Genomic DNA, 25,177 nt, shown 5'->3' with positions numbered 1-25,177 from the left:
ACCTGTACGAAACATTGGACAACACGGGGAGGAAAGCTGACGGGAGACCTTACGCGACCTCAGTATCCCACGGTAAAACGACGACGCTCGTGCTTGGGCGTTTCCAGTTCGTCGACCAGAGCGACGGCGAAATCTTCGTAGGTAATCCAGCTTCGTCCGGAGGCATCGGAAAGAAGCCGGTCTTCGCCCAACCGAAACCGCGAGGTCCGCTCGCCGGGACAAATTTCGAGGGACGGAGACAGGTACGACCATCGAAGGTCGGCCTCCCCGCGGAGCGCTTCCAGGAAATCGGCTGCGGCCGAGGCCTCGGCCCGGTATTCGCCGGGAAAGTTCGGAGCGTCCAGCAACCTGACACCAGGCGAGATTTCCAGCGAGCCGGCACCGCCGACCACCAAATAGCGATCGACACCCGCCTTTTTGATGGGCGGGACGAATCGGCTTATGCCGGCTGTCGAGAAACGCAGCGAGCTGATGACCGCGTCATGGCCGACGAGCGTCCGCTCCAGGTCCGGGGCGGTAACATCCGCCGTAACGATCGCAACGGAGCCCGAAGCAGAGATTCCGTTTCCGTGGCGAGCGATTGCCGTGACGAGATGGCCGCGGCGGGTCAACTCGGCCAGGATGCGCTTGCCGACATTGCCAGAGGCGCCAATCAAAGCGATTTTAGCCATTGTGAAGCCCTCGCCTCAAAACATGCTGTTCTTGTTGGCGGCCGTTTCCGGGACAGGCTGGATCACATCCCAGTGTTCGACCACCTTGTCGTTTTCAAGCCGGAAAATATCGACGATGGCAGTGCCCCGGTCGCCGGGTTCCCGAGTGGAGTGCACATGCAAAATCACGTAGTCGCCGTCGACGAAGACCCGTTTTATCTCGGTTTTTGAATTCGGGTATTTTTCCCGCAGAATCTGGACCAGTCCCTTCAGGCCGTCCGGCCCGTCGGGCGCCAGCGGGTTATGTTGGGTATAATGATCGCCGAAATATTTTTTGGCGGCCTCGAAATCCTTTTCGATAATCGCCTTCTTATAGAAATCGATGACGATATTTTTGTTTTTTGATTCCTGCGCCGTAAGGTCTTCGGCTTGCGAAGAGGTTGCCGGCATGGACAATAGGATGAGAGGTAAAAATCCTATCAGCGTTCTAACGAGATTCATTTCCGTGACGTCCTCGAATGCTCAGATTGAAATATCGGCGGTTATGCGGGCCCCGAATGTCTTTGGATCGGTCGAGTTTTTCAGAATTGAAAGCTCCTTCATTTCCTCGGCATAGAAAATGATGTCTTCCGTGAGGGCCGCTCTCACCGGATGCGTATGGTAGGTCATGGTCTTCAGAATTCCCGCCAGATCCTCCGCCGTCGCGTTGGGGGAATAGGGCGCGAACGCGGCGCCCGCCGCGTCCGGGTCCCGGGCTGTCAATTCCGCCGCTTCGACGAGCGACTGGGCCAAGGCGGCGGCGACCGGCCGGCGTTCCTTCAGCAGCTTCGTGCCAACGCCCAGAACGCAGCAGACCCGTCCCTGGTAATGGCCGCTGTGGCTGTTGAGGATTTCCACCAGATCCGAGTCGGCCTTCTGCAGCAGCCACAGATTGGGATCGACATCGGCGATCGCCTGGATTTCTCCTTTCTTGACGGCCACCCCCATCAGATTGGGCGGAAAAACACGCCACTGGACATCCTTGTCGGGATCGACGCCGTTTCGGGCGAGCAAGGTCGAGAACATGGTCTGGCCCACGCCGCCGATCTCGGCAACTCCGACGGTCTTGCCGCGCAGATCCTCCGGCTGTTGAATGCCGGCGGCTCTCGACGCAAGCATGCGGACGCAACCGCCATGAATACCCGCGATCAGCTTCACGTCGAAGCCCTGCTCCAGGGGTTTCAGCCAGCGGCGAACCATGCCTTGGGCCGCGTCGGCCTTGCCGCTTGAGATTGATTCCAGAAGCTGGTCGGTCGATCCGGCGTAACTGATCAACTCCACATCCAGGTTGTATTTGCGAAAAATGCCCGAGTTCAACGCCAATGGGATAGGCGCGTGGCATATGGCATTGCCGTTCCAGGCAAACTTGATGGGGGTCAGTTTGTCCGGAAACGGTCCGAAATGCGGAACGTCCTGGTCGGCGGGGCGCACCTCGGCGGAAGCCCTGCAAATATCGGACGGGCCGATGACCGGCAATGCGGGATGGGGAGGGCTGAAGGCCCCGGCAAGATCAGAAAAGCCCAATCCTCCTATGGCGGCGGCCCCGGCCGATCCGCCCAGCATGCCGAGCAGGCGGCGCCGGGAAAGTGATTGCCGATCCGGGCCGCGCGTAAATTTGGGAAACGTCATGACTTCATTCCTTGCATGAGGATGAACGGGACTAGAAATGGATCCTGGCGGTGGCGCCGACAGTCAGCGGATCCCCGACATAACCGAACCATGCGCCCGCGACGGTCAGCCCCATTGCCGAGTAATAATGCGTGTTGAACAGGTTGCGCGCCCAAAGGGAGAGGTCGACCTTGCCATCGTTCAGTTTTGTTCCGACGGTCAGGTTGGTGATCCCGTAACCACTGATGTGACCGTATTGGGACAAATCGATCGAGCCGGCATATCCGGAACGATAGGTGTAGCTGGCGTTGATATAGCCATCGACATCGTCTCGGAGATGTTCCGTGTAATAGCCGGAAACGTTTCCGTTCCAGCGAGAGACTCCCATCGGCGATTTACCCGTGTAGTCGCAGACCTTGGTGGAGGCGTTGGATACTTCGGTCGGGCAGGGAGCGCTGTGGAAGGACCGGAATTCGGCATCGTTGTAGGCGCCGGTCAAAGCGATCTTCAGTTTCTTGGTGACCTGGGCATTGGCCTCGAGTTCGGCGCCTTGCGAACGAAGCCAGGGTGCGTTGGCCAGGCGCCAGCCGGCGACGCCCGTTGTCGGATCGATGCTGGTGACGTTGGTCTGGTAATCGTGGATCAGGGCATAGAAAAGGTTGCCGTTGAACTGCACCTGACGATCCAGCAACTGGCTCTTGAAGCCGACTTCGACGTCGTTGGCCTTTTCGGGCTTGACCACCAGCTGATCGGCATTCAGCGCGACTCCGGAGGCTGGCGAATTGCTCAGCGTTCCGGACTTCTCCCCCCTGGCGTAGGACGAATAGAGATTGAAATTGTCGTAGAGCTTGTAATTGGCGGCCAAATTGGTGCCCAAACTCCACGCCGAGAGATCCTTGCTGACGCTTTGCACGTCGAGCAGAGTGGCCGAGGTCCCACCCAGATTGCGTGTCAGGTCGATCGATTTGGCTTCGAATGTTTCCCTGACGCCGGCCGTAAGGGTCAGTCGATCCGTGGCGTGCCAGTCATGCTGGGTAAATCCGGCGTAGCTGTCTGTGGAGAGATTGCTGTCGATCCTGGTTTCCCTGCCGGCGTAATATCTCGCGGCCACGGATTGGGAAACGCCGAGCCAAATGCTGATCAGCGTCGGATCGTTGCCGTAAACGCTGTCGATGTAGGCGCGTTGGGTCTGTCGGAAATAATAGAGGCCGTAAGTGGATTCGACGACTTCCCCCTTGGGAGAGGCCAGGCGGATTTCCTGGGTGACCTGTTCGTCGCGGTCCCCCATGCCGCAGCATGTGATGACGTTCAGGTTCATGAAATCGGAATCGTTGTGCGGTGAGAAGTCCCAGTAGCGGTAGGCGCTGATGGAGGTGAGCTGGTAGCCCTTCCCCAACTGCCAGTCCGCCTGCAGCGAAATCGCCCGCTGATTGGTATCCTGTCCGGCGTGCGTGGCCGTGGTGCTGAAACTGTAGGGATCGGAGGAGATGGGAAGGGCGTTGTATCCCGCCGCCCGCATGGCGGCCAGCTTGGAGTAGAGAGTGGCGTTCGGCGGCAACGAATAGAGCGTGGGAGCATAGCCCAGCGGATAGTTGTCCCGATGATATTCGGCTATCAGCCGTAACGTCAGATCGTCGTTGGGCTCTCCCAGCAACTGAGTGCGCACCCCCTCCCGCAGACGCCTGTTGGGATGCTTTCCGGTCGCCGGATCGTCCAGATAGCCCTCATGCTCGGTGCGGTAAACGGAGAGACGCCCGGCCAGGACGTCCTCGGAAATGGGACCAGATGCCGCTCCCCGAAATTCGGCATCGCCGTAGCTGCCGCCGGTTATCTCGGCACTTGCTTCCGGTGTAAAGGTCGGCTTGCGGGTGGTGAAATTGAAGGCGCCGGTCGTCGTGTTCTTGCCGAACAGCGTCCCCTGGGGTCCACGCAGGACTTCCACCTGGTCAATGTCGTTCAGGTCGGAGATGGCCATGCCGGTCTTGCCCAGGTAGACGCCATCCACGTAAAGACCGGTCGCGGATTCCAATCCTTCGTTGGCGATGGTGCTGGCACCGATGCCGCGGATCGCATAGCTGCTCATGCGCGGTGAATTGACGATAATGTTCGTGCTGGGCAGCTTCTGCTGAAGCTCCTGGACACTGTGGATTCCCTCCGCCTCCAGGCTTGCCCCGCTAAGCACCGTCATCGGAATGGGCACATCCTGGGCCTTTTCGGTCCGATGGCGGGCCGTGACCACCACCTCTTCGACCGCGTCCTTATTCTCTGCGTCGCCGGCCGTTTCACTGGATGGCGCGGTGGTGGCGGCGGTCTGCGCCACCGCCGGAGTGGACAATAGCGCGGCTGCCAGGACAAAACCGCTAAGCACCGGGCGTGCCCCAAGGCGCGGTCGCTGCGGCGGAAGGACCTTAAAAATCATCGTGCCCCCTTGCTGGATGAACTTCGTGGGGGGCCATCGTTCGGCAATAGAGGGCATTGATCAATATTCTAGTAGATAATAGTATATTTAATAATTATACACAATATTTTGGTGTGAATATGGACCTCCTCACCAGCATGCGGGTGTTTTGCCAAGTGGTCGATGCGGGAACTTTCGCCGCGGCGGCAGAGCGGGAGAACATTTCGGCCGCGATGGCCAGCCGCCATTTGATGCAGTTGGAAAGCCATCTGCGGGTGCGCCTGCTCAACCGGACGACCCGTCAGATCAGCCTGACCGAAGCCGGCCGTCTCTATTATGAACGCTGCACGGGCATCATGAGAGAGGTTCGGAATGCCTCCAACGAATTGGCCATGCTATCGGAAACGCCACGGGGCACTTTGCGTTTCACGGCGCCGGCGTGGTTTGCCGGCCCTTGCTTTTCCGGCACGATCGTGAACTTCCGGCGGATCTTTCCCGATGTGCAGGTCGATATCAATTTTACCGACAGGACCATCAATATCGTGGAAGAGGGGTTCGATCTGGCTCTTCAGGTGACACTCGATCCGCCCGCATCGCTGATCGCACGCCGTATCGGGACAATCGATCATATTCTGGTCGCCTCCCCCAGCTACCTTCGGCAATCGGGGGAACCCACGACACCGGACGAACTGGCCGACCACAAATTCATATACTGGCCTTTTTTGTCGGCAGCGCTGAGAGATCAAATTCTGTTCTCGCGGGAGGACGTGCCCTCTGCCGCGCGCGTCAACGCCGCCATTCGGGTGAACACCCCGATCGTCGCCATGGCCTCGGCCATCGCGGGCGAAGGGATAACGATCGTTCCGGCATTCACGGTGATCGAGGAACTGAAATCCGGCAGCCTCCGCCCAATTTTGAACGATTACCAGCTACAGCAGCCGAGCCTGTTCGCCCTTTACGCCAGCCGCCAGAATTTGCAGCCGAAAGTGCGGGTTTTCATCGATTACTATATCGATCGCCTTCTGTCCGCCACCGCGACGCATTCGGACGAGGTTCAGCATTAAATGACGTCGCCATCAGCACCATGGCCCGGTAATTGACGACAGGCCCTAAAGCCCGAGCGGCGCATGAGCTTGGCCGAAGCCGGAGGCGCAGGCATCATATAAACCCTTAGGCTCTGGAGCGATTGTTTCGTCCCAGAGCCTAAGTAGTTTCCGGCCCTGCCCCGCCGCATCGCCGTGAAATATGCTGTGGGTTGGTGGCTGCGGCAATTGCCCTCCACCGTCCATACCATGAATTCGTTGGGAGCGACGAAATCCGGTCGCTGAAATGACACATTCCGCTTCTGTTTCTTCCCCCGGATCCGACTGCACCAGCTTCCAACGCCGCCCTCCCTCAGAAGACGTCACCGTCGGATTCAGACCGGTTGGAGCCTGCGGCCATGTCGTGAACGTCCACATGATCGGCGGGCATCCGTGGCAAGAGGAGATCAAATGGCCCTCGGGATCACGATGAATCGGACGTTGCGAAGAACGGCAATTGTCTTCGTTGCCTGTTTCGCGCTGTCGGCTCCGGTCCAAGCGGAAAATGCGCCAGACGCTTCGTCCGCGCCGGCCAAGCCGATGGGCTCCATGCCGAGCTGGTCGCCGCTGGTCAAGCGCGTTTTGCCTGCCGTGGTTAATATTTCGGCCGAGATTTCACCCGAAACGGCCACTACCGATGGTGAGCGGCAAGGCGAAGACGGCGTAGAGCAAGGGAACCCGGCGGATTTTTACGACTTCCTGCGGCGTTATTTCGAGCAGCGCGGGGCGCCGTCCGGAACGCCTTTGTCGCCAGGAGTTAAAACGACGATGGGGGGAAAGATGATTTCGGTCGGCTCGGCCTTCGTCATCGATCCGACGGGCTATATCGTGACGAACAGCCACGTGGTGGCGCGGGCGGCAAAGATCACAGTCATCTTCCCGGATAACTCCCAACACTTGGCCACAATCGTCGGCAGTGATCCCAAAACCGATATTGCCCTTCTGAAGATCTCGGTTAACCGCAATCTGCCTTTCTTGCAATGGGGCGACAGCGACAAGGTCGAAGTAGGCGACTGGGTTATGACGGTCGGCAATCCGTTTGGCCTTGGCGGCACCGTAACCGCCGGAGTTGTCTCCGCCCTGGGGCGCAACCTCCAGCAAGGCCCATTCGACGACTTTCTGCAGATCGACGCTCCGATTAACCGTGGCAGTTCGGGTGGGCCGACCTTCGATACCAACGGCCGCGTGGTGGGTATCAATGCCGCGATCTATTCACCGACCGGCGGCAGCATCGGTATCGGCTTTGCCATTCCGTCCAGCATTGCCAAGGTTATTGTGCAAAAATTGCGGGATTCCGGTCGTGCCGACCATGGATACCTGGGAATCGGCCTTCAATCGATCTCTCCCGAAATCGCACGGACGTTACGTATAGATCCCGAGCGGCCGATGGGGCTCCTGGTCAATACGGTGTCACCGGACAGTCCGGCCGCCAAGGCAGGCATCCAGACGGGCGACGTGATCAAAAAGGCCAATGGCCACACCGTCATGGTGCCATATGACATCTCCAAATTCGTCATCACGGCCAAGATCGGAGACAAGCTTCTCGTAACGCTCGATCGGGACGGAAAGACACGGAATTTGGAGGTGATCGTTGCCCAGACGCCTACTCCAAAGCAACTTGACACCGTCGTGGGAAGGCAGAACGGTGATCCGGCCGAGGGGCCGACAGTCATGGGGATTTGGTTCGCGGATCTGACGGCGGACCTTCGCCGGGAGCTCCATCTGGCGACATCGGTCGAGGGTGTCGTCATCGGCGGCATGGACGTCCATAGCGCCGCCGCCGCCATCGGTTTGCTCCCGGGAGATGTGGTGATTTCCATCGACAAGCAACCGACGGCGCAGCCGGCCGCCGCCATGCAGAAGCTCCGCGCGGCTACCGGAGAAGGCGATGTGCTGATTCTGGTCAATCGGCACGGAGCCAACCAATTCATGGTCCTGCCAGTCCAAAGCAAAGACGGCAGAGATTAACGGGCGAGGAAGCGGAACGATGTTCACCATGAACCAATGAATACGACGACTTCCGATTCCTTGACGGGATTGACCGGCGACGAGGCCGGACGCCGCCTCGCGACCGATGGAACAAATGCCGTTCCGGATGTGGCCCAGCATCCAATCAATCGGGCCTTGCAGAAGTTGTGGGCGCCGGTTCCATGGATGCTCGAGGTGGCGGTCTTTCTTCAATTGGTGCTCGGCGAATATGTCGAGGCGTCGGCCATCGCATTCCTCCTGATATTCAATGCGGGCTTGGGATTCTTTCAGGAGGGTCGCGCCCAGGCGACGCTCAAAGCCTTGAAATCCCGTCTGGCCATAACCGCATCGGTGCGACGCGACGGCATTTGGAAAACGATCCCGGCAGTCGAACTGGTCCGGGGCGATGTGGTCAAGCTGTCGCTCGGCGCCGTCGTCCCCGCCGATGTCCGGTTGCTTACCGGGGCCGTCCTCATCGATCAATCGACATTGACAGGCGAGTCCGCACCGGTCGAAGCCGGCCCCGGCTTCGAGACTTATGCAGGCGCCCTTATTCGCCGGGGCGAAGCGGCGGCCGAGATCCTCGTGACGGGCAGCCGGACAAAATTCGGTCGCAGCGCCGAGCTCATCCGCGCCGCCCATGTCGAGAGCACCGAGCAGAAGGCGGTGTTTCGCGTGGTAAGTTACCTCGCTCTGTTCAATGGCGGCGTAACAGTCCTGTTGATCGCCTACGCCGTGTATTTGTCGATGCCGTTTGCGCAGATCGCGCCGTTGGTGCTGGTTGCTGTCCTGGCCTCGATTCCGGTGGCGCTTCCGTCGATGTTCACCCTCGCGGCGACGGTCGGAGCACGGGCCGTGGCGCGGCGCGGCGTTCTACCGACCCGCCTTTCGGCACTCGACGAGGCTGCTGGAATGGATGTTCTCTGCGCCGACAAGACAGGGACGCTGACGCGTAACGAACTCGCGGTCACCGCCTGTAACGCTCTGCCGGGTTTCGACGCATCGCAAATCATGGCGATGGCGGCGATGGCAAGTTCCGATGGCGGGTCAGATCCTTTGGATGGCGCCATCCGAGCAGCCTCCCAGCCGGCCGGCATGGCGCATTGGAAGCTCGTCGCCTTCACGCCTTTCGATCCCGCGCGAAAGATGTCGGAGGCCGCGGCCATCGATGCCGAGGGCAGGCCCATGAGGATCGTCAAAGGCGCCCTGGCGGCCGTCGCGACGATCACCGAACCATCCATACCCGCGACGGCGATGGTCGAAGACCTTCAGGCCAAGGGATTCCGCGTTCTGGTCGTCGCGGTGGGACCGGCCGAACCGTTGCGCATTGCCGGCGTGATCGCTCTGAGCGATCCGCCACGCGAGGACTCGGCGGCACTCATCACCCAGTTGCACGACCTCGGCGTGCGTACGGTGATGGTAACGGGCGACTCGTCGGTGACGGCCCGAGTTGTGGCGGACGCGGTCGGAATCACCGGACCGATCTGCGCGACCGTGCCCTTACCCCACGATATCGGTGCCAAAGACTTCGGCGTCTTCGCCGGCGTGTTGCCTGCGGACAAATATGCGCTCGTCCAGGCGTTTCAGCGCGGTGGCCATGTGGTCGGCATGTGCGGGGACGGCGCCAATGACGCACCGGCGCTACGCCAGGCACAAATGGGTATCGCCGTCCTTACGGCAACCGATGTGGCAAAATCGGCAGCCGGCATCGTACTCACCGAACAGGGCCTCGGTGGCGTCGTCGCCGCCGTGCAGGAGGGACGCACGACCTTCCAGCGAATCCTGACCTACACGTTCCGCTCCATCATCCACAAGGTCGTTCAGGTGCTCTTGCTACTGGCCGGACTTGTCATCTCCGGAACCGCCGTGCTGACGCCGTTACTGATGGTCCTGATGATGGTGGCCGGCGACTTCTTCGCACTATCGTCGGCAACGGACAATGTCCGGCCGTCGCCGACCCCCAATGTCTGGCGAATCGGCAACCTCACCATCGCCGGCATCATCCTGGGATTTTGCGATCTCATTTTCTGTACCGCCAGTCTCGCGGTCGGTCGCTTCGTCCTCGGCCTCGATAGCGACAGGTTGCGCACGCTGACGGTCATCACCCTGGTGTACAGCGGTCAGGCAATTTTCTATGTCTCGCGCGAGCGCCGGCATTTGTGGAGTTCCCGGCCCGGTTCCTGGCTGATCGCGTCGTCCATCCTCGACATCACCCTGTTCGGCACGCTCGCCACTCAAGGCGTCCTGATGGCGCCTTTGCCGGCAGTCATCGTGACATGTGTATTCGGTGCGGCAATCGTCCTGGCCTTCTGCTTGGATGCGGTGAAAATCTTGCTGTTCAGGCGGCTCGCCATCTCCTGAGCGGATCTTCAAGAATGGCGACGGCGCCATCGGTAACGAAAAAAAATCAACTACGGAGATCCTCTGCGACCGTGCATACTATGAAAATCATCACCCTATTATTTTGCATGATTATTCGATGCCGGAGACACGACAGCAGAGGGTGCGACAGTGTTCCATTTTCCCGACATTACAATCCGTGCCACTCTTGTCTCGGTCATTGGCGCCTTGGGATTGCTTGTCACCGGGTTGAGCGCCAATGCACTCCTCAATGCTTATGACGAGGCCGCGAACGCACGGCGAATCGCCACCTCGACCGTCATCAGCAAACAGTTGTTCCGCTCGCTGACCGGGCTGCGCAACGAGCGAGGCCCGAAAATCTTCGCCCTGCTGGGAGATGAGCCGATCGGCCGCGACGCGGATGCGATCGCCGCCGCAGCCCGGGCCGAATACGAGGCCGGCTATGCCGAGGCGCTCAAGGGCCTCGGCTCGCTCGAACGAGCCCCGGGACTGGAACGGCTGAAAGCCGCCCACCAGGCCGTCGGCACCTTGCAGTCCCAAGTCGACGCCGCCGTCCATCAAGCGAAATCCGCACGCGACCCCACTCTCGTCCAGACCTGGTCGCAAGTGACCCAATCCATGCTTGACGCCAATCTGGCTATCAGCGATCCGCTTGAAGCGGCGATCAAACTGACCGATCCGCTGATCGATCACTATCTGGAGGTCAAGCACGCCGCCTGGACGGCCCGCCTCAATCTCGGGCTTGCCGCACTCAAAGGACAGGAGCTTGTTTCGGCGGGGCAGGCGATGACAGATGCCGAAGCGGTCGTCTGGCACCAGAACATGGGTCGCGCCGACGGCGCCTGGCGTCAGGTCACGGAAGCGGCCGCCCGCGATGACGCGCCGCGTGCTCTGGTCGAGGCCGTCGAAAAGGCCGGCACGAGCTTCACGGAACACTACGCCGACGACATGAAAGCCCTCATCGACGCGCTCGCCGCAAGGCGGCCGGCACGCGTCGATGCCGAAGGGTTGCGGAAGATCTACAACGAAAACAACGCCGCTGTCGCAGCGGTGAGCATTGTGGCGCTCGACCAGATGGTGTCTCGCGCCGGGGAGCATGCCACGCGCGCCAACCGTATTTTGGTGGCGGATGGCGCCGTCCTCCTGGCCGCGCTGGCACTTTCCGTGGGTGGTTTTCTGGTGGTGACCCGGCGGGTGAGCCGGCCGATCCAGACGCTGACCGGCTTGATCACCCGGCTGGCAAGACAGGATTTCACCGTCGAAATCCCTCCCAAGACCTATGGGGATGAAGTCGGCCAGATGCAGGAGGCGTTGCTGGTCCTGCGAGAGAACGGCAAGATCCATCGGGAGTCGGTCAGGGTTCGGGCGGCCGAGGCCAAATCCCGCCGGCTGGCCAATCTCTATGCGGCATTGAGTCAGTGCAACCAGGCGATCGTACACAGCGCGAACGAGGCGGATCTCTTTCCGAAGATTTGTCGCTGCGTGGTGGAATATGGGTTCGCAAAGATGGCCTGGATCGGCCTTTTGGATAAGGATCGCAAGCGGGTTGATCCGATCGTCTCTTATGGCGACACCACAGGGTATATGGACGGTCTGACGGTTCCATTGGATCTCGCCGAGCCGCTTTCCCGAGCCCCATCCGCGACGTCGATTCGCGACAACCAGGCAATATGGTATCAGGATCTCGTCCGCGATTTTATGGTTGGGCCGGCAACACAGTCCTGGCATGAGCGGGCCAAAAACGCCGGCTTTCACGGCCTGGCATCCCTGCCTTTGCATAGGAACGGTATCCCGGCAGGATGCCTTGTCATCTACTCCGATACGACGGACGCCTTCGACGAAGGGGCGCGCGAGCTGCTGATCGAAATGGCAGTGGATATCAGCTTCGCGCTCGACAATTTCGCCCGCGAGACCGAGCGCCGGCAGTCGGTCACGGCGCTGCAGGCGAGCGAAACGCGCTATCGTCTGGTATTCCAGACCAGCCTGGACGCCATTGCCATCAATCGGATGAGCGACGGAACCTATGTCGATGTCAATGACGGTTTCGTCAATATCATGGGTTTTGACCACGATGACGTCATCGGGCGCAAGCCGCCGGACATCAGTATCTGGGTGAATCCGGAAGATCGGCGGAATTTGATTGAAACGCTAAGGCAAGCCTTGTTCTGCCAAAACGTGGAAGCCCAGTTCAGAAAGAAGAACGGCGAATTGCTTTGGGGATTGATCTCGGCATCGCTGATCGAACTCGACGACGAGCTCTGCATTCTTTCGGTCACAAGGGATATCTCGGATATCAAAAAGGCCGAGGAGGAGATCAAGACTCTCGCGTTCTACGATCCGTTGACTCATCTGCCCAACCGGCGGCTTCTGACCGACCGATTGGGCCATGCCCTGGCCGTCGCCGCCCGCAATAAGCGGACATGCGCCTTGCTGTTCGTCGATCTCGACAACTTCAAGACGCTGAACGATAGCAGCGGTCACGCCATAGGCGATCTGATGTTGCAGGAGGTCGCCACGCGTCTCATGGGCAATGTCCGCGAATCCGACACTGTCGCGCGACTGGGAGGAGACGAATTCATCGTACTGATCGAAGACTTAAGCGAGAACCTGGAGGAATCCGCTACCCAGGCGGAAGATATCGGAAAAAAAATCCTCGACGCCATCGCCCAACCCTATCTTCTCTCCGGCCGGGAATACAGAAGTACGACCAGCATCGGCGTCATTCTGTTCGGAAAACGTTACGAAAACTCGGATGACTTGCTGACGCAGGCCGATATTGCGATGTACCAGGCCAAAGTGGCGGGCCGGAACACGCTGCGTTTTTTTTCTCCAGATCTGCAGGCGGCAATCAATACCCGCGTGGCGATGGAAGACGATCTTCACCGAGCGGTCGGGAAAGCGCAGTTCTCACTCCACTATCAGCCACAGGTCGAGCATGGCCATCTTGTCGGAGCCGAGGCTTTGATCCGCTGGAACCATCCCGAGCGCGGCGTGGTGGCCCCTGGCCAGTTCATTCCCCTGGCTGAGGAAACCGGACTGATCCTGCCTTTGGGACAGTGGGTATTGGAAACCGCCTGTCGCCAGATAGCGACTTGGGATACGCGGAAAGACACCGCTCATATCGTTCTCGCCGTCAATGTCAGCGCCCTCCAGTTCCGGCAACCGAATTTTATCGAACAAACGCTTTCAACGCTGGAAAAAACCGGAGCCAATCCGCAAAAGCTCAAACTGGAACTGACCGAAAGCTTATTGGTGGACAATATCGAGGACGTTATCGCCAAGATGACAGCGCTGCGATCTCGTGGCGTAAGGTTCTCGCTCGACGATTTCGGTACCGGCTATTCATCGCTTTCCTATCTGAAACGCCTCCCCTTGGATCAATTGAAGATCGACAGATCGTTCGTCAAAGATGTGCTCACGGATGCCAATGACGCGGCCATTGCCAAGACTATCGTCGCTTTGGGACAGACCATGGGCCTGTCGGTCATCGCCGAGGGCGTGGAAACAGAAGCGCAGCGAGGCTTTCTCTCTGGCTTGGGCTGTCATGCCTACCAAGGATTTCTTTTCGGACGACCGCTGCCGCTGGAGGAATTCCAGATGTCGCTGCAAAGCCTCGCCAATTGAGGCGAAGCCAAGCAACGGTTTCGGAGAAACCCGCCCGGCGATTGAGGGCTCGGTGATCGGTTCCGATCACCGAGATCCGGTATTACAGGCAACAAGTTCGGCGGAGTTCACGTATATTCATCCGGACGGTGGGCACCAATTGCGGCGGTCTACTGAGGGGCGTTACAGGCGTTTCGTCGCGCCACGTCACGGAGCGCGGGCAAAAGATCGTGCGGATCGGCGTCGGCTGGCGCGAGCCCGTCCCCCGAGGCCAACCCCACATCCGGTTCCATGATCGATCCGCTGATACGCAACGGGATATCCAGCGCGAAATCACTGGTCGTCGCCGATTGGCTAGCGATCACCAAATCGATCCGGTCTCCGGGAAGATCGAACCGCCCCTGGCCGGCAATCGTTCCATCGTTCGTGCGGATCCGCAGTGGCGAGATGGTTCCGATGCCCCCGTGCATATCGATCACGCCGAGCAGACAAGAGATCGGAACCATGCCTTTGGGTGCCCGGAACAGCCGGCGGATGTCGATCGATGCCTTCTCAAGCAGATCACGAGACAGACCGCCCCCCGTCATCCACATTACGGCGGAAACATGCGCTGTCCGCGCCGCGGACGCCAGGGTCTCTCCCGTCGCCTCGGCCTCGATCTGCCAATCCAAGCGCCCCAGCATCGGCACGGCAATACCGGCGCGGTGAAGCTGCCGCAGATCCAAACCGACCATAGATGCCCGAACCTTGAGACCTCCCCCCCGGTCGGCCGATTCCGCCTGACCGGATGCCTGAAAACGGCCATCGAAAACCGTCATCGCCAGTTCATCGAACTTGATTTGTCCTGGAGTGATGGAACCCGAAAATGTCATGTTCTTCGCCCCGTACCGCCGGAAGGAGAGCGTACGGGCGCTCACCCGGCCACCGAGCAGCGTATCCGGTCGACGTTCGACCACGAGCGAAGAGCCTGCGTCACCCTCGGCGATGGCGACGACCAGCAGGGGATCCAGGTTCAGGCGGTCGAAAGCCAGATCGAACGTCACATCATCAGCCTGGGCACGACCGCCTTCCGCCAGCCGTATGGTAGATGGCATCAGCACACTGTCGTTCAGTTTTCCGGTGGTCTCAGCCAAAACCCAAAGATCGCCGGTTCGGGTCAGCGCTCCGGAAAGCTCTAGCGACGTCTTGCCCCCGCTCTTCGCTCCACCCATCGCCAGAATCGCTCCCAAGGTGGGCGCGTGCAGGAACAACGAGCCTTTGGCTCCATCGACATCGAGCGGCCGCGTCAACGTCCCGGTGAATCTTAACGTGGTGTCGCCGGAGGTAAAACGGACGTCGGCGCCATAAGGAACTGACGCGTCGCGCAGCACGGCGATGGATTGCAGGTCGGCATCCAGTCGGAGCGGCGTTTCGTGATAGGCCCCGACGGCGCTCAACCGCATAGGCGCATCCGGACCCGTCGTGAGCAATGTCGCATCGTCGAGCCGGGTCCGCAACGTGGCGCCGCTGGAGGTGAGAAAAGTGATCTCGCTGGCACGAACCCGAACGTCGGGCAACGAGGGAACCCAGCTGCGATCCCCTGGTTCGGCGGAGCGGGGGGGCGCTTTGCCGCGGCGCCAATTTCGCGTGCCGTCCTTCGCGTATTCGAGCAGAAGAGAGAAGCCGTCAATCTCCAGACGCCGCACATTGGCAGGTCCCCACAGGAGAGACAAAGTCTCGACCTCGGCCGTCAGTTGCCGCAATTCCGCCATCACCGGCCGAGAACCGCCGGGAATGTTCGCCACTCGCACGCCTTCCACGCCAACGATCAACCACTTTCCCGGGATGACATGCAGCCCGGCGACCGTCACCGTCCGCCCGAACACCGCGCTGGCGCTCCATGCCAGAAGCGGACCAAGCTCGAAGCGGTCGAGCAGCATGAAGGACAGCGTTACGAACGCCATGATGCCCCCGGCGAGACCGATGAGACCATAAGTCAACCTGCGCAAAAACACCGTCCTCCCACCCATTGGGATGCGTTTCCCGGTCCGTGAAGCCCATGCCGCCCCACGGCTGTCCGGCACGGATTTCGCCCTTGATATTCAGGAAAAATTACGCCCGGTTTATCTACCAAAGGTCGTCAGCCGTGTGCTTGACACGGGCATCCACGTGCCCGCTTCAAATGACGTCGGCCGATCTATGCAATCATGGATTGCCAGATCAAGTCCGGCAATGACGGTTTTTGGTTGCGGCTATCACTCAAATGCGAGCAACGCACAAACTCTGCCGGACAGCCGTGATGCCGCCCCGTCCCATCAAAGCGATGGCATAGTCCCCCTAAAACTCCGGCGCACCGACTTGCTCGGCCCGCGACACGCCGCGCAGACCAATGCCTTCCGCCCCTTCAGTCCCGGATCCATCGGAATTTTCCCTCACACCGAGAAATATTTAGCCTGCGGATGCAGCAGCACGATGGCCGATGTGCTTTGCTCGGGCTCCAACTGCCATTCCTCGCTCAAGGTGATGCCGATGCGATCGGCGCCCAGCAGGGCCAGAAGCTGTTTCTGGTCCTCGAGATTCGGGCAGGCGGGATAGCCGAAGGAATAGCGCGAGCCGCGATAGTTCTGGCGCAGCATCTTATCGACGTCGCGGTCGTCCTCGGCCCCATAGCCCAGTTCGGCCCGAATCCTGCGGTGGACGTATTCGGCCAAGGCTTCCGCCATCTCCACCGACAGGCCGTGCAGATGCAGATAGTCCTTGTAGCGGTTCTCGGCGAACCACCGGCGGGCCGTCTCGCTGGCCTCGCCCCCCATGGTCACCACCTGAAGTCCGATCACGTCACGCTCGCCAGCGCCGGTTTCGCGGACGAAATCGGCGATGCACAAGCCTCCCTCGCCCGACTGGCGGGGAAAGGAGAAGCGGGTGAGCTCGGTCTTGCCGTCCTGATCGAAGAGCACGACGGAATCGCCCTCGGAAGCGCATTTCCAATAACCGTAGGCGGCCTTGGGACGAAGGATCCCCTCCTTCTCGCACTGCTTCAGAAGCCCTACCGCCATCGGCTTCAACTCCTTGGCGGCCCAGGCCCGCCAATCATCGAGCGATCGCCCGGCCTTTTTGTAACCCCACTGGAACTGGTAGAGCATGGTGTCGTTGAGATAGGTCACCAGTGTCTGCAAAGGCACGGAATCGATGATCCGGCTGCCCCAGAAAGGGGGAGTCGGCACCTCGGCCTGACGCGCCAGTTCAGCGCGGCGCAGATGGATCTCCTCGTAATCGACGGGCCGCGTCGGCGTCGCCGCCAGCCCCAACGTGCGGCGTTCGTTGGTCGGACGATGCAGCCGCCGCGCCTTGACCTCGGACAGATGCTCGTCGAAACGACGGTCCGCCACCTTGGCCATCAGGTCGAGGCCGTCGAAGGCGTCGCGAGCATAGGCGACCCGGCCCGCGCCATAGGCGGCGACGCAATCCTCCTCGACATATTTGCGGGTGAGCGCGGCGCCGCCCAGGATGACCGGCAACTCCAGCCCCTCGCGGGTGATCTCCTCCAGGTTCTCGCGCATCACCACGGTGCTCTTGACCAGCAGGCCCGACATGCCGATGGCGTCGGCCTTTTGCTCGCGTGCGGCGGCGATGATGGCGCCGACCGGCTGCTTGATACCCAAGTTGACCACGCGGTAGCCGTTGTTGGTCAGAATGATGTCGACCAGATTCTTGCCGATGTCGTGGACGTCGCCCTTCACCGTGGCCAGAACGATGGTCGCCTTCTGCTGCCCGTCGGCCTTTTCCATGAGGGGTTCCAGATAGGCCACCGCCGCCTTCATGGTCTCGGCCGATTGCAGGACGAAGGGCAACTGCATCTGGCCGGAGCCGAACAGTTCGCCGACCACCTTCATGCCGTCGAGCAGCAACTGATTGATGATATCGAGGGGCTTCCAGCGGGTCAGGGCCTCCTCCAGGTCGGCCTCCAGACCGGTCCGCTCGCCATCGACGATGCGCTGCTTCAGCCGATCCTCAACCGCTTCGGCGCGGACCTTCTTCACCGCCACCTGCCCGTCGCGGCCCTCGAACAGGGCGATGAAGGCCTGCAGGGGATCATAGCCCTCGCTCCGGCGGTCGAAGATCAGATCCTCGGCAATGCGCACCTCGTCGGCATTCAGCTTGTGCAGCGGCAGGATCTTGCTGACGTGAACGATGGCCCCGGTCATGCCCCGCTTGCAGGCATGGTCCAGGAACACCGAATTGAGAACGTGCCGCGCCGCCGGCTTCAGGCCGAAGGAGACGTTGGATAGTCCCAGGATGATCTGGCATTCCGGCAGCTCACGGGCGATCCGCTCGATGGCGTCCAGCGTGTGCAGGGCCAGCTTGCGGTCATCCTCGTTGCCGGTGCAGATGGTGAAGGTGAGCGGGTCGAACATCAGGTCGGAGGCGGCCAGGCCATGGCGGTTCACCGCGAAGTCATGCAGCCGATGGGCCAGGGCCACCTTGGCCTCGACATCCTTGGCCATACCCTCCTCGTCGATGGTCAGGGCGATCACCGCCGCGCCGAATTTCCTGGCCAGTTCCAGACGCTGGGCCGCGGCCTCCTCGCCGTTCTCGAAATTGATCGAATTGATGATCGCCTTGCCGCCGTAAAGCTTCAGCGCCGCCTCAATGACCGGCAATTCGGTGGAATCGATGACCAGGGGCGCGTTGACGGATCCCCGCATGCGGCTGATCACCTGGGTCATGTCGCGGATCTCGTCGCGTCCGACGAAGGCGGTGCAGACGTCCAGAGTGTGGCTGCCCTCCTTGACCTGCTCGCGGCCCATGGCGATGGCGCCGTCCCAGTCCTCGCGCTCCTGGCATTCGCGGAATTTTTTCGAACCGTTGGCGTTGCAGCGTTCGCCGATGGAGAGGAAGGCGTTTTCCTGGCGCAAGGGAACCTGGCCGTAGAGGGATGCCACGGAGGGCACCCAATGCACCGTCCGCCGCACGGGACGCGGCCGATGCGCCTCGCCACCCCGCCGGCGCAGCATGGCGTCGACGGCGGCGATATGGGCCGGCGTCGTGCCGCAGCAGCCGCCCATCAGATTGACCCGATCATCGTCCAGGAAGCGTTCCTGCCAGCGGGCCAGGTCGGCCGGCGCCAAGGGATAGGATGTCTGGCCGTCGACCAGTTCGGGCAGGCCGGCGTTGGGCTGGATCGAAATCAATCCCGGCCAGTTCGCCGACAGCCAGCGGACATGCTCGCTCATCTCCTGCGGACCGGTGGCGCAATTCAGGCCGAGCAACGGAACGTCGAGGGATTGCACCACCGTCGCCGCGGCTGCGATATCGGCACCGACCAGCAGGGTGCCGGTGGTCTCCACCGTCACCTGCACGAAGATCGGGACCTCGCGTCCGGACCGCCGGTTGGCCTGCTTGGCGGCATTGACCGCCGCCTTGATCTGCAGCGGATCCTGGCAGGTTTCGATCAGATAGGCGTCGACGCCACCGGCGTTGAGACCATCGGCCTGGACCAGCAGGGACTGTTCCAGGGTGTCGTAGTCGACATGACCCAAAGTCGGCAACTTGGTGCCCGGTCCGATCGAGCCCAGGACGAAACGGGTTCTGCCGTCGCCGGAAAATTCCTCCGCCGCCTCGCGGGCGATCTCGCCGGCCCGCTTGCAGATCTCGTGCGCCTTCTCGGGAATTCCGAACTCGCCCAGGGTCAGCGGGCTGGCTCCGAAGGTGTTGGTCTCGACCATGTCGGCGCCGACGGCGTAATAGCGCCGGTGAATCTCGCGGACCAGATCGGGGCGGGACAGCACCAGGATGTCGGTGCAGTTCTCGTGACCCTGGAAATCCGCCTCGACGCTCAAGGACATTCCCTGCACTTGCGAGCCCATGCCGCCGTCGCAAAGCAGGATCCGGTCGTGCAGATGGTCGAGAATATTGGACATGCTGAACCTTTTCTTTTGTTCGTCCCGCCGGCATCGGCCGGCCGGTCAAAAATCAGTCGCGCCGGATTAAACGCTCTTTGCCGCCCGGACCCCCAGGATGTGGCAGATCGCATATGTAAGGTCGGCGCGGTTCAAAGTGTAGAAGTGCAGTTCGTCGATGCCCCCGGCGACCAGCGCCCGGCACTGTTCGGCCGCCACCGTCGCGGCCACCAGGCGCCGGGTGTCGGGATCGTCATCCAGTCCGTCGAACAGTTCGGACATCCAAGCCGGCATGCTGGCCCCGCAGGCGGCGGAGAATTTCTGCGCCTGGGCGAAATTGGTCACCGGCAAAATACCGGGAACGATCGGCACGGCGATGCCGGCCGCCGTCGCCCGGTCGCGAAACCGGAAGAACAGATCGACGTCGAAGAAGACCTGGCTGATGGCGCGGCTGGCCCCGGCATCGACCTTGCGTTTCAGATTGTCGAGGTCGGCCTCGGGGCTCGTCGCCTGCGGATGGGTCTCGGGGTAGGCGGCGACGCTGATCTCGAAATCGGCCAGCCGCTTCAGGCCTTTGACCAGATCGAGGGCGTAGGCGTAACCATCGGGATGAGGCCGATATTCCCCCTGCCCCTCGGGCGGATCGCCCCGCAGGGCGACGATGTGACGAATGCCGGCGTCCCAATAGCGGCCGGCCACCTCGTCGACCTCGGCCCGCGTCGCCCCCACGCAGGTCAGATGAGCGGCCGGCTTGAGGCCGGTCTCACGGGCGATGCGGGTAACCGTGTCATGGGTGCGCTCCCGCGTCGAGCCGCCGGCGCCGTAGGTCACCGAAACGAAGCTGGGGGAAAGCGGCGCCAACCGGGTCACGCATTCCCACAGGGCGTCCTGCATTTTTTCCGTCTTGGGCGGAAAGAATTCGAAGGACACGGCCAGATGGGGCGCCGGCTGGGCGACCGGAATCTGGGTATCGGAGGGATCCGAGGCGGAAGAAACGGCCATGCTCACGCGTCACCTTTTCGAACGGGAATGGGAATTGGGAGAGTCGGAGACGTAAGGGGCTCGACGGAAGATCGTTCCGCCAGCCAAAGTGTGACGGTCAGGGGCTTGCCCGGCAAGCTCCGGGTCGAGGGCGCGGTCAATCCCGCAGCCAGGCACCAGCCGGCCACCTCGTCCTCGGTGAACCCGAGACGGCGGTGATTGTGCTCGTTGCGCAGGCTTTCCAGGGAATGGGGCGCGAAATCGACGATCGCCACCCGCCCTCCGGGACGCAGGACGCGGGCCGCCTCGGCGATCGCCCGGCCGGGATCCTCGGAAAAATGCAGCACCTGATGAATGGTCACCAGATCGAAGGCACCCTGATCATAGGGAAGATGATACATATCGCCCTGACGGACGAGGCAATTCGACAATCCCGCCGCCTCGATCCGGCTGCGGGCCACCGAAAGCATCTCGCGCGATGCATCGAGCCCTTCCGCCGACCGCGCCCGCGGCCCCAGCATTTCGACAATGCGGCCGGTTCCGGTGCCGACGTCCAGCAGATCGCCGACGGGCCCGTCGCCCAGCAGCGCCAACAGGGCGCATTCCACCTCCCGCTCGTCGATGTGCAACGACCGCAACTCGGCCCAGCGCGCCGCGTTGGTTCGGAAATAGGCCTCCGCCGCCTGCCCCCTGACCTCTCGAATGCCGGCCAATCTGGCGTTGTCGCGCGCCAGCACGGTGTCGGAGGCGGATAGCTGGGCGAGGATATGGCGCACCAGGGCACCCCCCGCCCCGCGCGACGCCAGCCGATAAAAGACCCAGGCCCCCTCGCGGAAACGCTCCAGAAGGCCGGCATCGCAAAGAAGCTTCAGATGGCGCGACACGCCGGGCTGGCTCTGGCCGAGAATTTCGACCAATTCGCTGACCGCCAGAGCGCCTTGCGCACACAAGGACAGAAGGCGCAGACGCGACGGCTCGGCGGCGGCCCGCATCGCCGCCAACACATCCTCCATCCCGCTCCCATCATTTTCGCTCATATGATGATATAAACATATATTTATGTCTTTATGCAATCGCTCCTTTAACGGACCACTTTCGTGGCGGCGCCCGGAGATTCCCGACCGAGGCATCTGGTCTTTTGGACGAGCCTGTGCTACGCAGGACAGGTTGGCCGTTTTGACCGGCCGGCTTGGATAATTCATCAGAGACACTTGGCGGAAGAAAACATGGCGTCGAGCATTCTAGAGAAGATCGCGTTGCGGGCGGGAGTGACGGCAATCGCCGCCCTGCTGATCGGATGCGCGACCCCGCCGCCCGCCGACGACCCTGAAGCGCAGGCGGAATTCGACCAGATCAACGATCCGCTGGAACCAGCCAATCGTGTGATCTTTTCGGTCAATGAAGGCATCGATGACTATTTCCTGCGCCCCGTCGCCGTGGGCTATCGCGCCGTCGTTCCGTCCTTCGGCCGCGACCGGATCAGCGACTTCCTCGATAATCTGAAGTCGCCGGTCTATCTGGTGAACGATCTGCTGCAAGGCAACTTCACGATGGCCGGCAGCACCGTCGGCCGCTTCGCGCTGAACTCAAGCTTCGGCGTTCTCGGAATCATGGACGTGGCCGAACCGATGGGCCTGCCCGGGCACTCGGCCGATTTCGGTGAAACACTGGGTGTCTGGGGAATCGGCGAAGGCCCCTATCTGGTCCTTCCCCTCTTCGGTCCCTCCAATCCGCGCGACACCGTCGGCATGGTGGCGGATTCCTACACTGATCCTCTCGACTATTATCTGCAGACCGGTGGGCGCCACTGGGCCTACTGGACCCGTCTCGGCCTGACCGCCATTTCGCAGCGCGAGGCTTATCTCGACAGTCTCGACGACGTCAAACGGACGTCGCTCGATTACTATTCGACCCTTCGCAGCCTTTACCGGCAGCGGCGGGAAGCCCTCATCGGCAATGCCAGGAATCCCCAACAGAGCGGTGCCCCGGGAGCCATGAGCGCCCTGCCCGCCGCAGTGTTAACCGACGATACGCAGCAGTGATCGACAGATGATTTCCCGTTCCATGTTTCTCAGAAGCGTCTTCGCCTTTCTGGTGGCCCTCACCCTGGGTACGGCCGACGGTCATGCCCAGACCGACGAAAACGCCAGGAAGTTCATCGGCGCGCTGGCCCAACGAGCCATCTCCACGGTAGCCGACCATCAGCTCACGCAAATCGACCGCGACGAACAGTTCCGCAAGCTGTTCGTCTCCTCCTTCGATATTCCGGAAATCGGACGCTTCGTGCTGGCCCGTTATTGGCGCGTGGCGACCCCCGACCAGCAGCAGGAATTCCTCTCGCTGTTCGAAGACATCACCGTTCTGACCTGGGCCAAACGTTTCCAGGATTACAACGGCGAGAGCCTGGAGACGCTGAGCGCCACCAAGGACGGCGACCGCAACTGGAGCGTTGATTCGCACATTCTGCGCAACCAGGGTCCGCCGATCCCCGTCCAATGGCGCCTCAAGGAGGGCGACAACGGATCTTTCCGCATCGTCGATATCATCGTCGAAGGCGTCAGCATGGCCATCACCTACCGTTCGGATTACGCATCCGCGATGCAGACCAACGGCGGCAAGATCGATGGGCTGCTGTCCATCATGCGAACCAAGCTCGACCAGTTGAAGGCCGCCGGCTGAGCGGAGAGGAAGCGGTGAAGTGGGACAAGCACCCGGCCTGTCCCACTGAACTCCGGCTTTGACCGGAACACCGGCGGGAACGCCGGCGCCCCCATCAAGATAAAATGCCCTTCCCTTATTTTTCGTCGCATCTCCCCCGGGGCTTGCCCCGGGGGAGATGAGCGGAAACGTCTCAACGCCGCAGAGGCTTGTATTTGATGCGATGCGGCTGGTCGGCATCGACGCCCAGACGGCGTTTCTTGTCGGCCTCGTAATCGGCGTAATTTCCTTCGAAGAAGACCACCTGGCTCTCGCCCTCGAAAGCGATGATGTGGGTGGCGATACGGTCGAGGAACCAGCGATCATGGGAGATGACCACGGCGCAGCCGGGGAATTCGACCAGCGATTCCTCGAGAGCCCGCAGGGTATCGACGTCAAGATCGTTGGTCGGCTCATCGAGAAGGATGACGTTGGCGCCCTGCTTCAACATCTTGGCCAGATGCACGCGGTTGCGTTCGCCGCCCGACAGTTGACCGACTTTCTTCTGCTGATCGGATCCCCTGAAATTGAACTGGGCGACATAGGCGCGGCTGGCCATCTTGCGTTTACCCAATTCGATTTCTTCGTTCCCGTCGGAGATTTCCTCCCACACCGTCTTGTTGGGCGCCAAACTGTCACGCGACTGGTCGACATAACCGAGCTTCACCGTCTCGCCGACCCTGAAGCTTCCCGAATCGGGCGCCTCCTGCCCGGTGACCATGCGAAACAAGGTGGTCTTGCCGGCACCGTTGGGGCCGATGATGCCGACGATACCCCCCGGCGGCAGACGGAAACTGAAATCGTCGATCAGCAACTGATCGCCGAAACCTTTGGTGAGATGCTCGGCTTCGAAGACCAAGCCGCCGAGGCGCGGCCCGGGCGGAATCACGATCTGCGCGGAACCGGCCTGTTTTTCGGCGGCTTCGGCAACCAGATTTTCAAAGGCGGTGATACGCGCCTTGTTCTTCGCCTGGCGCGCCTTGGGGCTGGCGCGGACCCATTCCAGCTCTTCCTTGATTTCACGCTGCCGGGCGCTTTCCTCTTTTTCCTCCTGGGCCAGACGCTGGCCCTTCTGCTCCAGCCATCCGGTGTAATTGCCCTCGTAGGGAATGCCCTGGCCGCGCTCCAGCTCAAGGATCCAGCCGGTCACATTGTCGAGGAAATAGCGGTCATGGGTGACGATCACCACGGTGCCGGTATAGTCCTCAAGGAATTTCTCGAGCCAGGCGACCGATTCGGCGTCCAGATGGTTGGTCGGTTCGTCGAGAAGCAGCATATCGGGATGGCTGAGCAGCAGACGGCACAGCGCCACGCGACGCTTCTCGCCGCCCGACAGCTTGCTGACGTCGGCATCCGCCGCCGGACAGCGCAGCGCATCCATGGCGATTTCGACATTGCGCTGCAGGTCCCAGGCGTTGAGATGGTCGATCTTTTCCTGCAGTTCGCCCTGTTCGGCGATCAGGGAGTTCATCTCGTCGTCGGAAAGCTCCTCGGCGAAACGGGCGGCGATGGCGTCGTAGCGGTCGAGCAGCGCCTTGGTCTCGCCCACGCCTTCCATCACATTGCCCAGCACGTCCTTGGCGGGATCGAGCTGCGGTTCCTGCGGCAGATAGCCGACCTTGACCCCCTCGGCCGCCCAGGCTTCACCGCCATATTCCTTGTCGATCCCGGCCATGATCTTCAAAAGGGTCGACTTGCCGGCGCCATTTCCGCCCAGCACGCCGATCTTCGCCCCCGGCAGGAAGGACAGATACAACCCTTTCAAGATCTCCCGGCCGCCGGGATAGGTCTTGGTCAGGTTCTTCATAACGTAGATATATTGATAGGCGGCCATGAGGTCTCCTTATAAGGACGGGCGCGAACATATCGCAAAGGCTTGAGGGAGGTGTAGCCCATGGGGCGGTCCGGGAG

15 protein-coding genes are annotated in these 25,177 nt (G+C 61.3%); 6 read left to right on the top strand and 9 right to left on the bottom strand.

The features are described 5' to 3' along the window. Window positions 1–59 precede the first annotated feature (59 nt). The 4 genes from CWS72_RS21425 to CWS72_RS21410 are packed head-to-tail and all read right to left on the bottom strand — an operon-like array spanning window position 60 to window position 4,716. Window positions 60–671 (bottom strand): NAD(P)-dependent oxidoreductase, encoded by a 612-nt coding sequence (locus tag CWS72_RS21425; RefSeq protein WP_101252689.1) that lies wholly within the window; start codon window positions 669–671, stop codon window positions 60–62. A 15-nt stretch (window positions 672–686) separates the two neighbouring features. Further along, on the bottom strand, window positions 687–1,151 hold the full coding sequence (locus tag CWS72_RS21420) for a nuclear transport factor 2 family protein (RefSeq protein ID WP_101252688.1): 465 nt from the start codon (window positions 1,149–1,151) through the stop codon (window positions 687–689). 21 nt (window positions 1,152–1,172) lie between these two features. Then, window positions 1,173–2,318 carry an ABC transporter substrate-binding protein gene (locus CWS72_RS21415; protein WP_101252687.1) on the bottom strand — a complete coding sequence of 382 codons (1,146 nt, stop codon included), beginning with the start codon at window positions 2,316–2,318 and terminating at the stop codon, window positions 1,173–1,175. 31 nt (window positions 2,319–2,349) lie between these two features. Then, window positions 2,350–4,716 carry a TonB-dependent receptor gene (locus CWS72_RS21410; protein ID WP_158240759.1) on the bottom strand — a complete coding sequence of 789 codons (2,367 nt, stop codon included), beginning with the start codon at window positions 4,714–4,716 and terminating at the stop codon, window positions 2,350–2,352. Window positions 4,717–4,835: 119 nt separating this feature from the next. On the opposite strand from CWS72_RS21410, the gene CWS72_RS21405 reads away from it, so the two are divergent. The 4 genes from CWS72_RS21405 (at window position 4,836) to CWS72_RS21390 (ending at window position 13,730) form a co-directional block, all read left to right on the top strand. Then, entirely contained in the window at window positions 4,836–5,759 is a 924-nt protein-coding gene (locus CWS72_RS21405; protein ID WP_101252685.1) for a LysR family transcriptional regulator, read from the top strand. Window positions 5,760–6,188: 429 nt separating this feature from the next. Beyond that, window positions 6,189–7,745, top strand: a complete 1,557-nt coding sequence (locus CWS72_RS21400; protein WP_101252684.1) for a trypsin-like peptidase domain-containing protein — start codon at window positions 6,189–6,191, stop codon at window positions 7,743–7,745. 36 nt (window positions 7,746–7,781) lie between these two features. Next, window positions 7,782–10,106, top strand: a complete 2,325-nt coding sequence (locus CWS72_RS21395; RefSeq protein WP_101252683.1) for an HAD-IC family P-type ATPase — start codon at window positions 7,782–7,784, stop codon at window positions 10,104–10,106. Window positions 10,107–10,256: 150 nt separating this feature from the next. Then, window positions 10,257–13,730 carry an EAL domain-containing protein gene (locus tag CWS72_RS21390; RefSeq protein ID WP_101252682.1) on the top strand — a complete coding sequence of 1,158 codons (3,474 nt, stop codon included), beginning with the start codon at window positions 10,257–10,259 and terminating at the stop codon, window positions 13,728–13,730. A gap of 149 nt (window positions 13,731–13,879) precedes the next feature. Here the strand turns inward: CWS72_RS21390 and CWS72_RS21385 are convergent, their stop codons facing one another. The 4 genes from CWS72_RS21385 to CWS72_RS21370 form a co-directional block, all read right to left on the bottom strand. Then, a complete protein-coding gene (locus CWS72_RS21385) occupies window positions 13,880–15,697 on the bottom strand; it encodes an AsmA family protein (RefSeq protein WP_158240758.1) in 1,818 nt (605 codons plus the stop codon). A gap of 423 nt (window positions 15,698–16,120) precedes the next feature. After that, on the bottom strand, window positions 16,121–19,609 hold the full coding sequence (metH, locus tag CWS72_RS21380; RefSeq protein WP_101252680.1) for a methionine synthase: 3,489 nt from the start codon (window positions 19,607–19,609) through the stop codon (window positions 16,121–16,123). A 66-nt stretch (window positions 19,610–19,675) separates the two neighbouring features. Next, entirely contained in the window at window positions 19,676–20,590 is a 915-nt protein-coding gene (metF, locus tag CWS72_RS21375; RefSeq protein ID WP_101252679.1) for a methylenetetrahydrofolate reductase, read from the bottom strand. Between the two features lie 2 nt (window positions 20,591–20,592). Next, the gene (locus tag CWS72_RS21370; RefSeq protein WP_101252715.1) at window positions 20,593–21,582 is read right to left on the bottom strand and encodes an ArsR/SmtB family transcription factor; all 990 of its coding nucleotides are present in this window, start codon (window positions 21,580–21,582) and stop codon (window positions 20,593–20,595) included. A 213-nt stretch (window positions 21,583–21,795) separates the two neighbouring features. Between CWS72_RS21370 and CWS72_RS21365 the strand changes: the two genes are divergently transcribed. Continuing rightward, entirely contained in the window at window positions 21,796–22,611 is an 816-nt protein-coding gene (locus tag CWS72_RS21365; protein ID WP_101252714.1) for an MlaA family lipoprotein, read from the top strand. Window positions 22,612–22,618: 7 nt separating this feature from the next. Continuing rightward, window positions 22,619–23,248, top strand: a complete 630-nt coding sequence (locus tag CWS72_RS21360; RefSeq protein ID WP_101252678.1) for an MlaC/ttg2D family ABC transporter substrate-binding protein — start codon at window positions 22,619–22,621, stop codon at window positions 23,246–23,248. A gap of 172 nt (window positions 23,249–23,420) precedes the next feature. Here CWS72_RS21360 and ettA read toward each other — a convergent pair whose 3' ends face one another. Then, entirely contained in the window at window positions 23,421–25,100 is a 1,680-nt protein-coding gene (gene ettA, locus CWS72_RS21355) for an energy-dependent translational throttle protein EttA (protein WP_101252677.1), read from the bottom strand. Window positions 25,101–25,177 lie beyond the last annotated feature (77 nt).

Source organism: Telmatospirillum siberiense, from assembly GCF_002845745.1.
GTDB lineage: Bacteria > Pseudomonadota > Alphaproteobacteria > Rhodospirillales > Magnetospirillaceae > Telmatospirillum > Telmatospirillum siberiense.
The sequence above is the reverse complement of the archived record's forward strand: the minus strand, read 5'-3'. Positions and strand labels throughout refer to the sequence as shown.

Bases quoted from the DNA above. Each gene is read 5' to 3' on its own strand.
- CWS72_RS21425 (WP_101252689.1), bottom strand. From the start codon at position 671: ATGGCTAAAATCGCTTTGATTGGCGCCTCTGGCAATGTCGGCAAGCGC.
- CWS72_RS21420 (WP_101252688.1), bottom strand. From the start codon at position 1,151: ATGAATCTCGTTAGAACGCTGATAGGATTTTTACCTCTCATCCTATTG.
- CWS72_RS21415 (WP_101252687.1), bottom strand. From the start codon at position 2,318: ATGACGTTTCCCAAATTTACGCGCGGCCCGGATCGGCAATCACTTTCC.
- CWS72_RS21410 (WP_158240759.1), bottom strand. From the start codon at position 4,716: ATGATTTTTAAGGTCCTTCCGCCGCAGCGACCGCGCCTTGGGGCACGC.
- CWS72_RS21405 (WP_101252685.1), top strand. From the start codon at position 4,836: ATGGACCTCCTCACCAGCATGCGGGTGTTTTGCCAAGTGGTCGATGCG.
- CWS72_RS21400 (WP_101252684.1), top strand. From the start codon at position 6,189: ATGGCCCTCGGGATCACGATGAATCGGACGTTGCGAAGAACGGCAATT.
- CWS72_RS21395 (WP_101252683.1), top strand. From the start codon at position 7,782: ATGAATACGACGACTTCCGATTCCTTGACGGGATTGACCGGCGACGAG.
- metH (WP_101252680.1), bottom strand. From the start codon at position 19,609: ATGTCCAATATTCTCGACCATCTGCACGACCGGATCCTGCTTTGCGAC.
- metF (WP_101252679.1), bottom strand. From the start codon at position 20,590: ATGGCCGTTTCTTCCGCCTCGGATCCCTCCGATACCCAGATTCCGGTC.
- CWS72_RS21370 (WP_101252715.1), bottom strand. From the start codon at position 21,582: ATGGAGGATGTGTTGGCGGCGATGCGGGCCGCCGCCGAGCCGTCGCGT.
- CWS72_RS21365 (WP_101252714.1), top strand. From the start codon at position 21,796: ATGGCGTCGAGCATTCTAGAGAAGATCGCGTTGCGGGCGGGAGTGACG.
- CWS72_RS21360 (WP_101252678.1), top strand. From the start codon at position 22,619: ATGATTTCCCGTTCCATGTTTCTCAGAAGCGTCTTCGCCTTTCTGGTG.
- ettA (WP_101252677.1), bottom strand. From the start codon at position 25,100: ATGGCCGCCTATCAATATATCTACGTTATGAAGAACCTGACCAAGACC.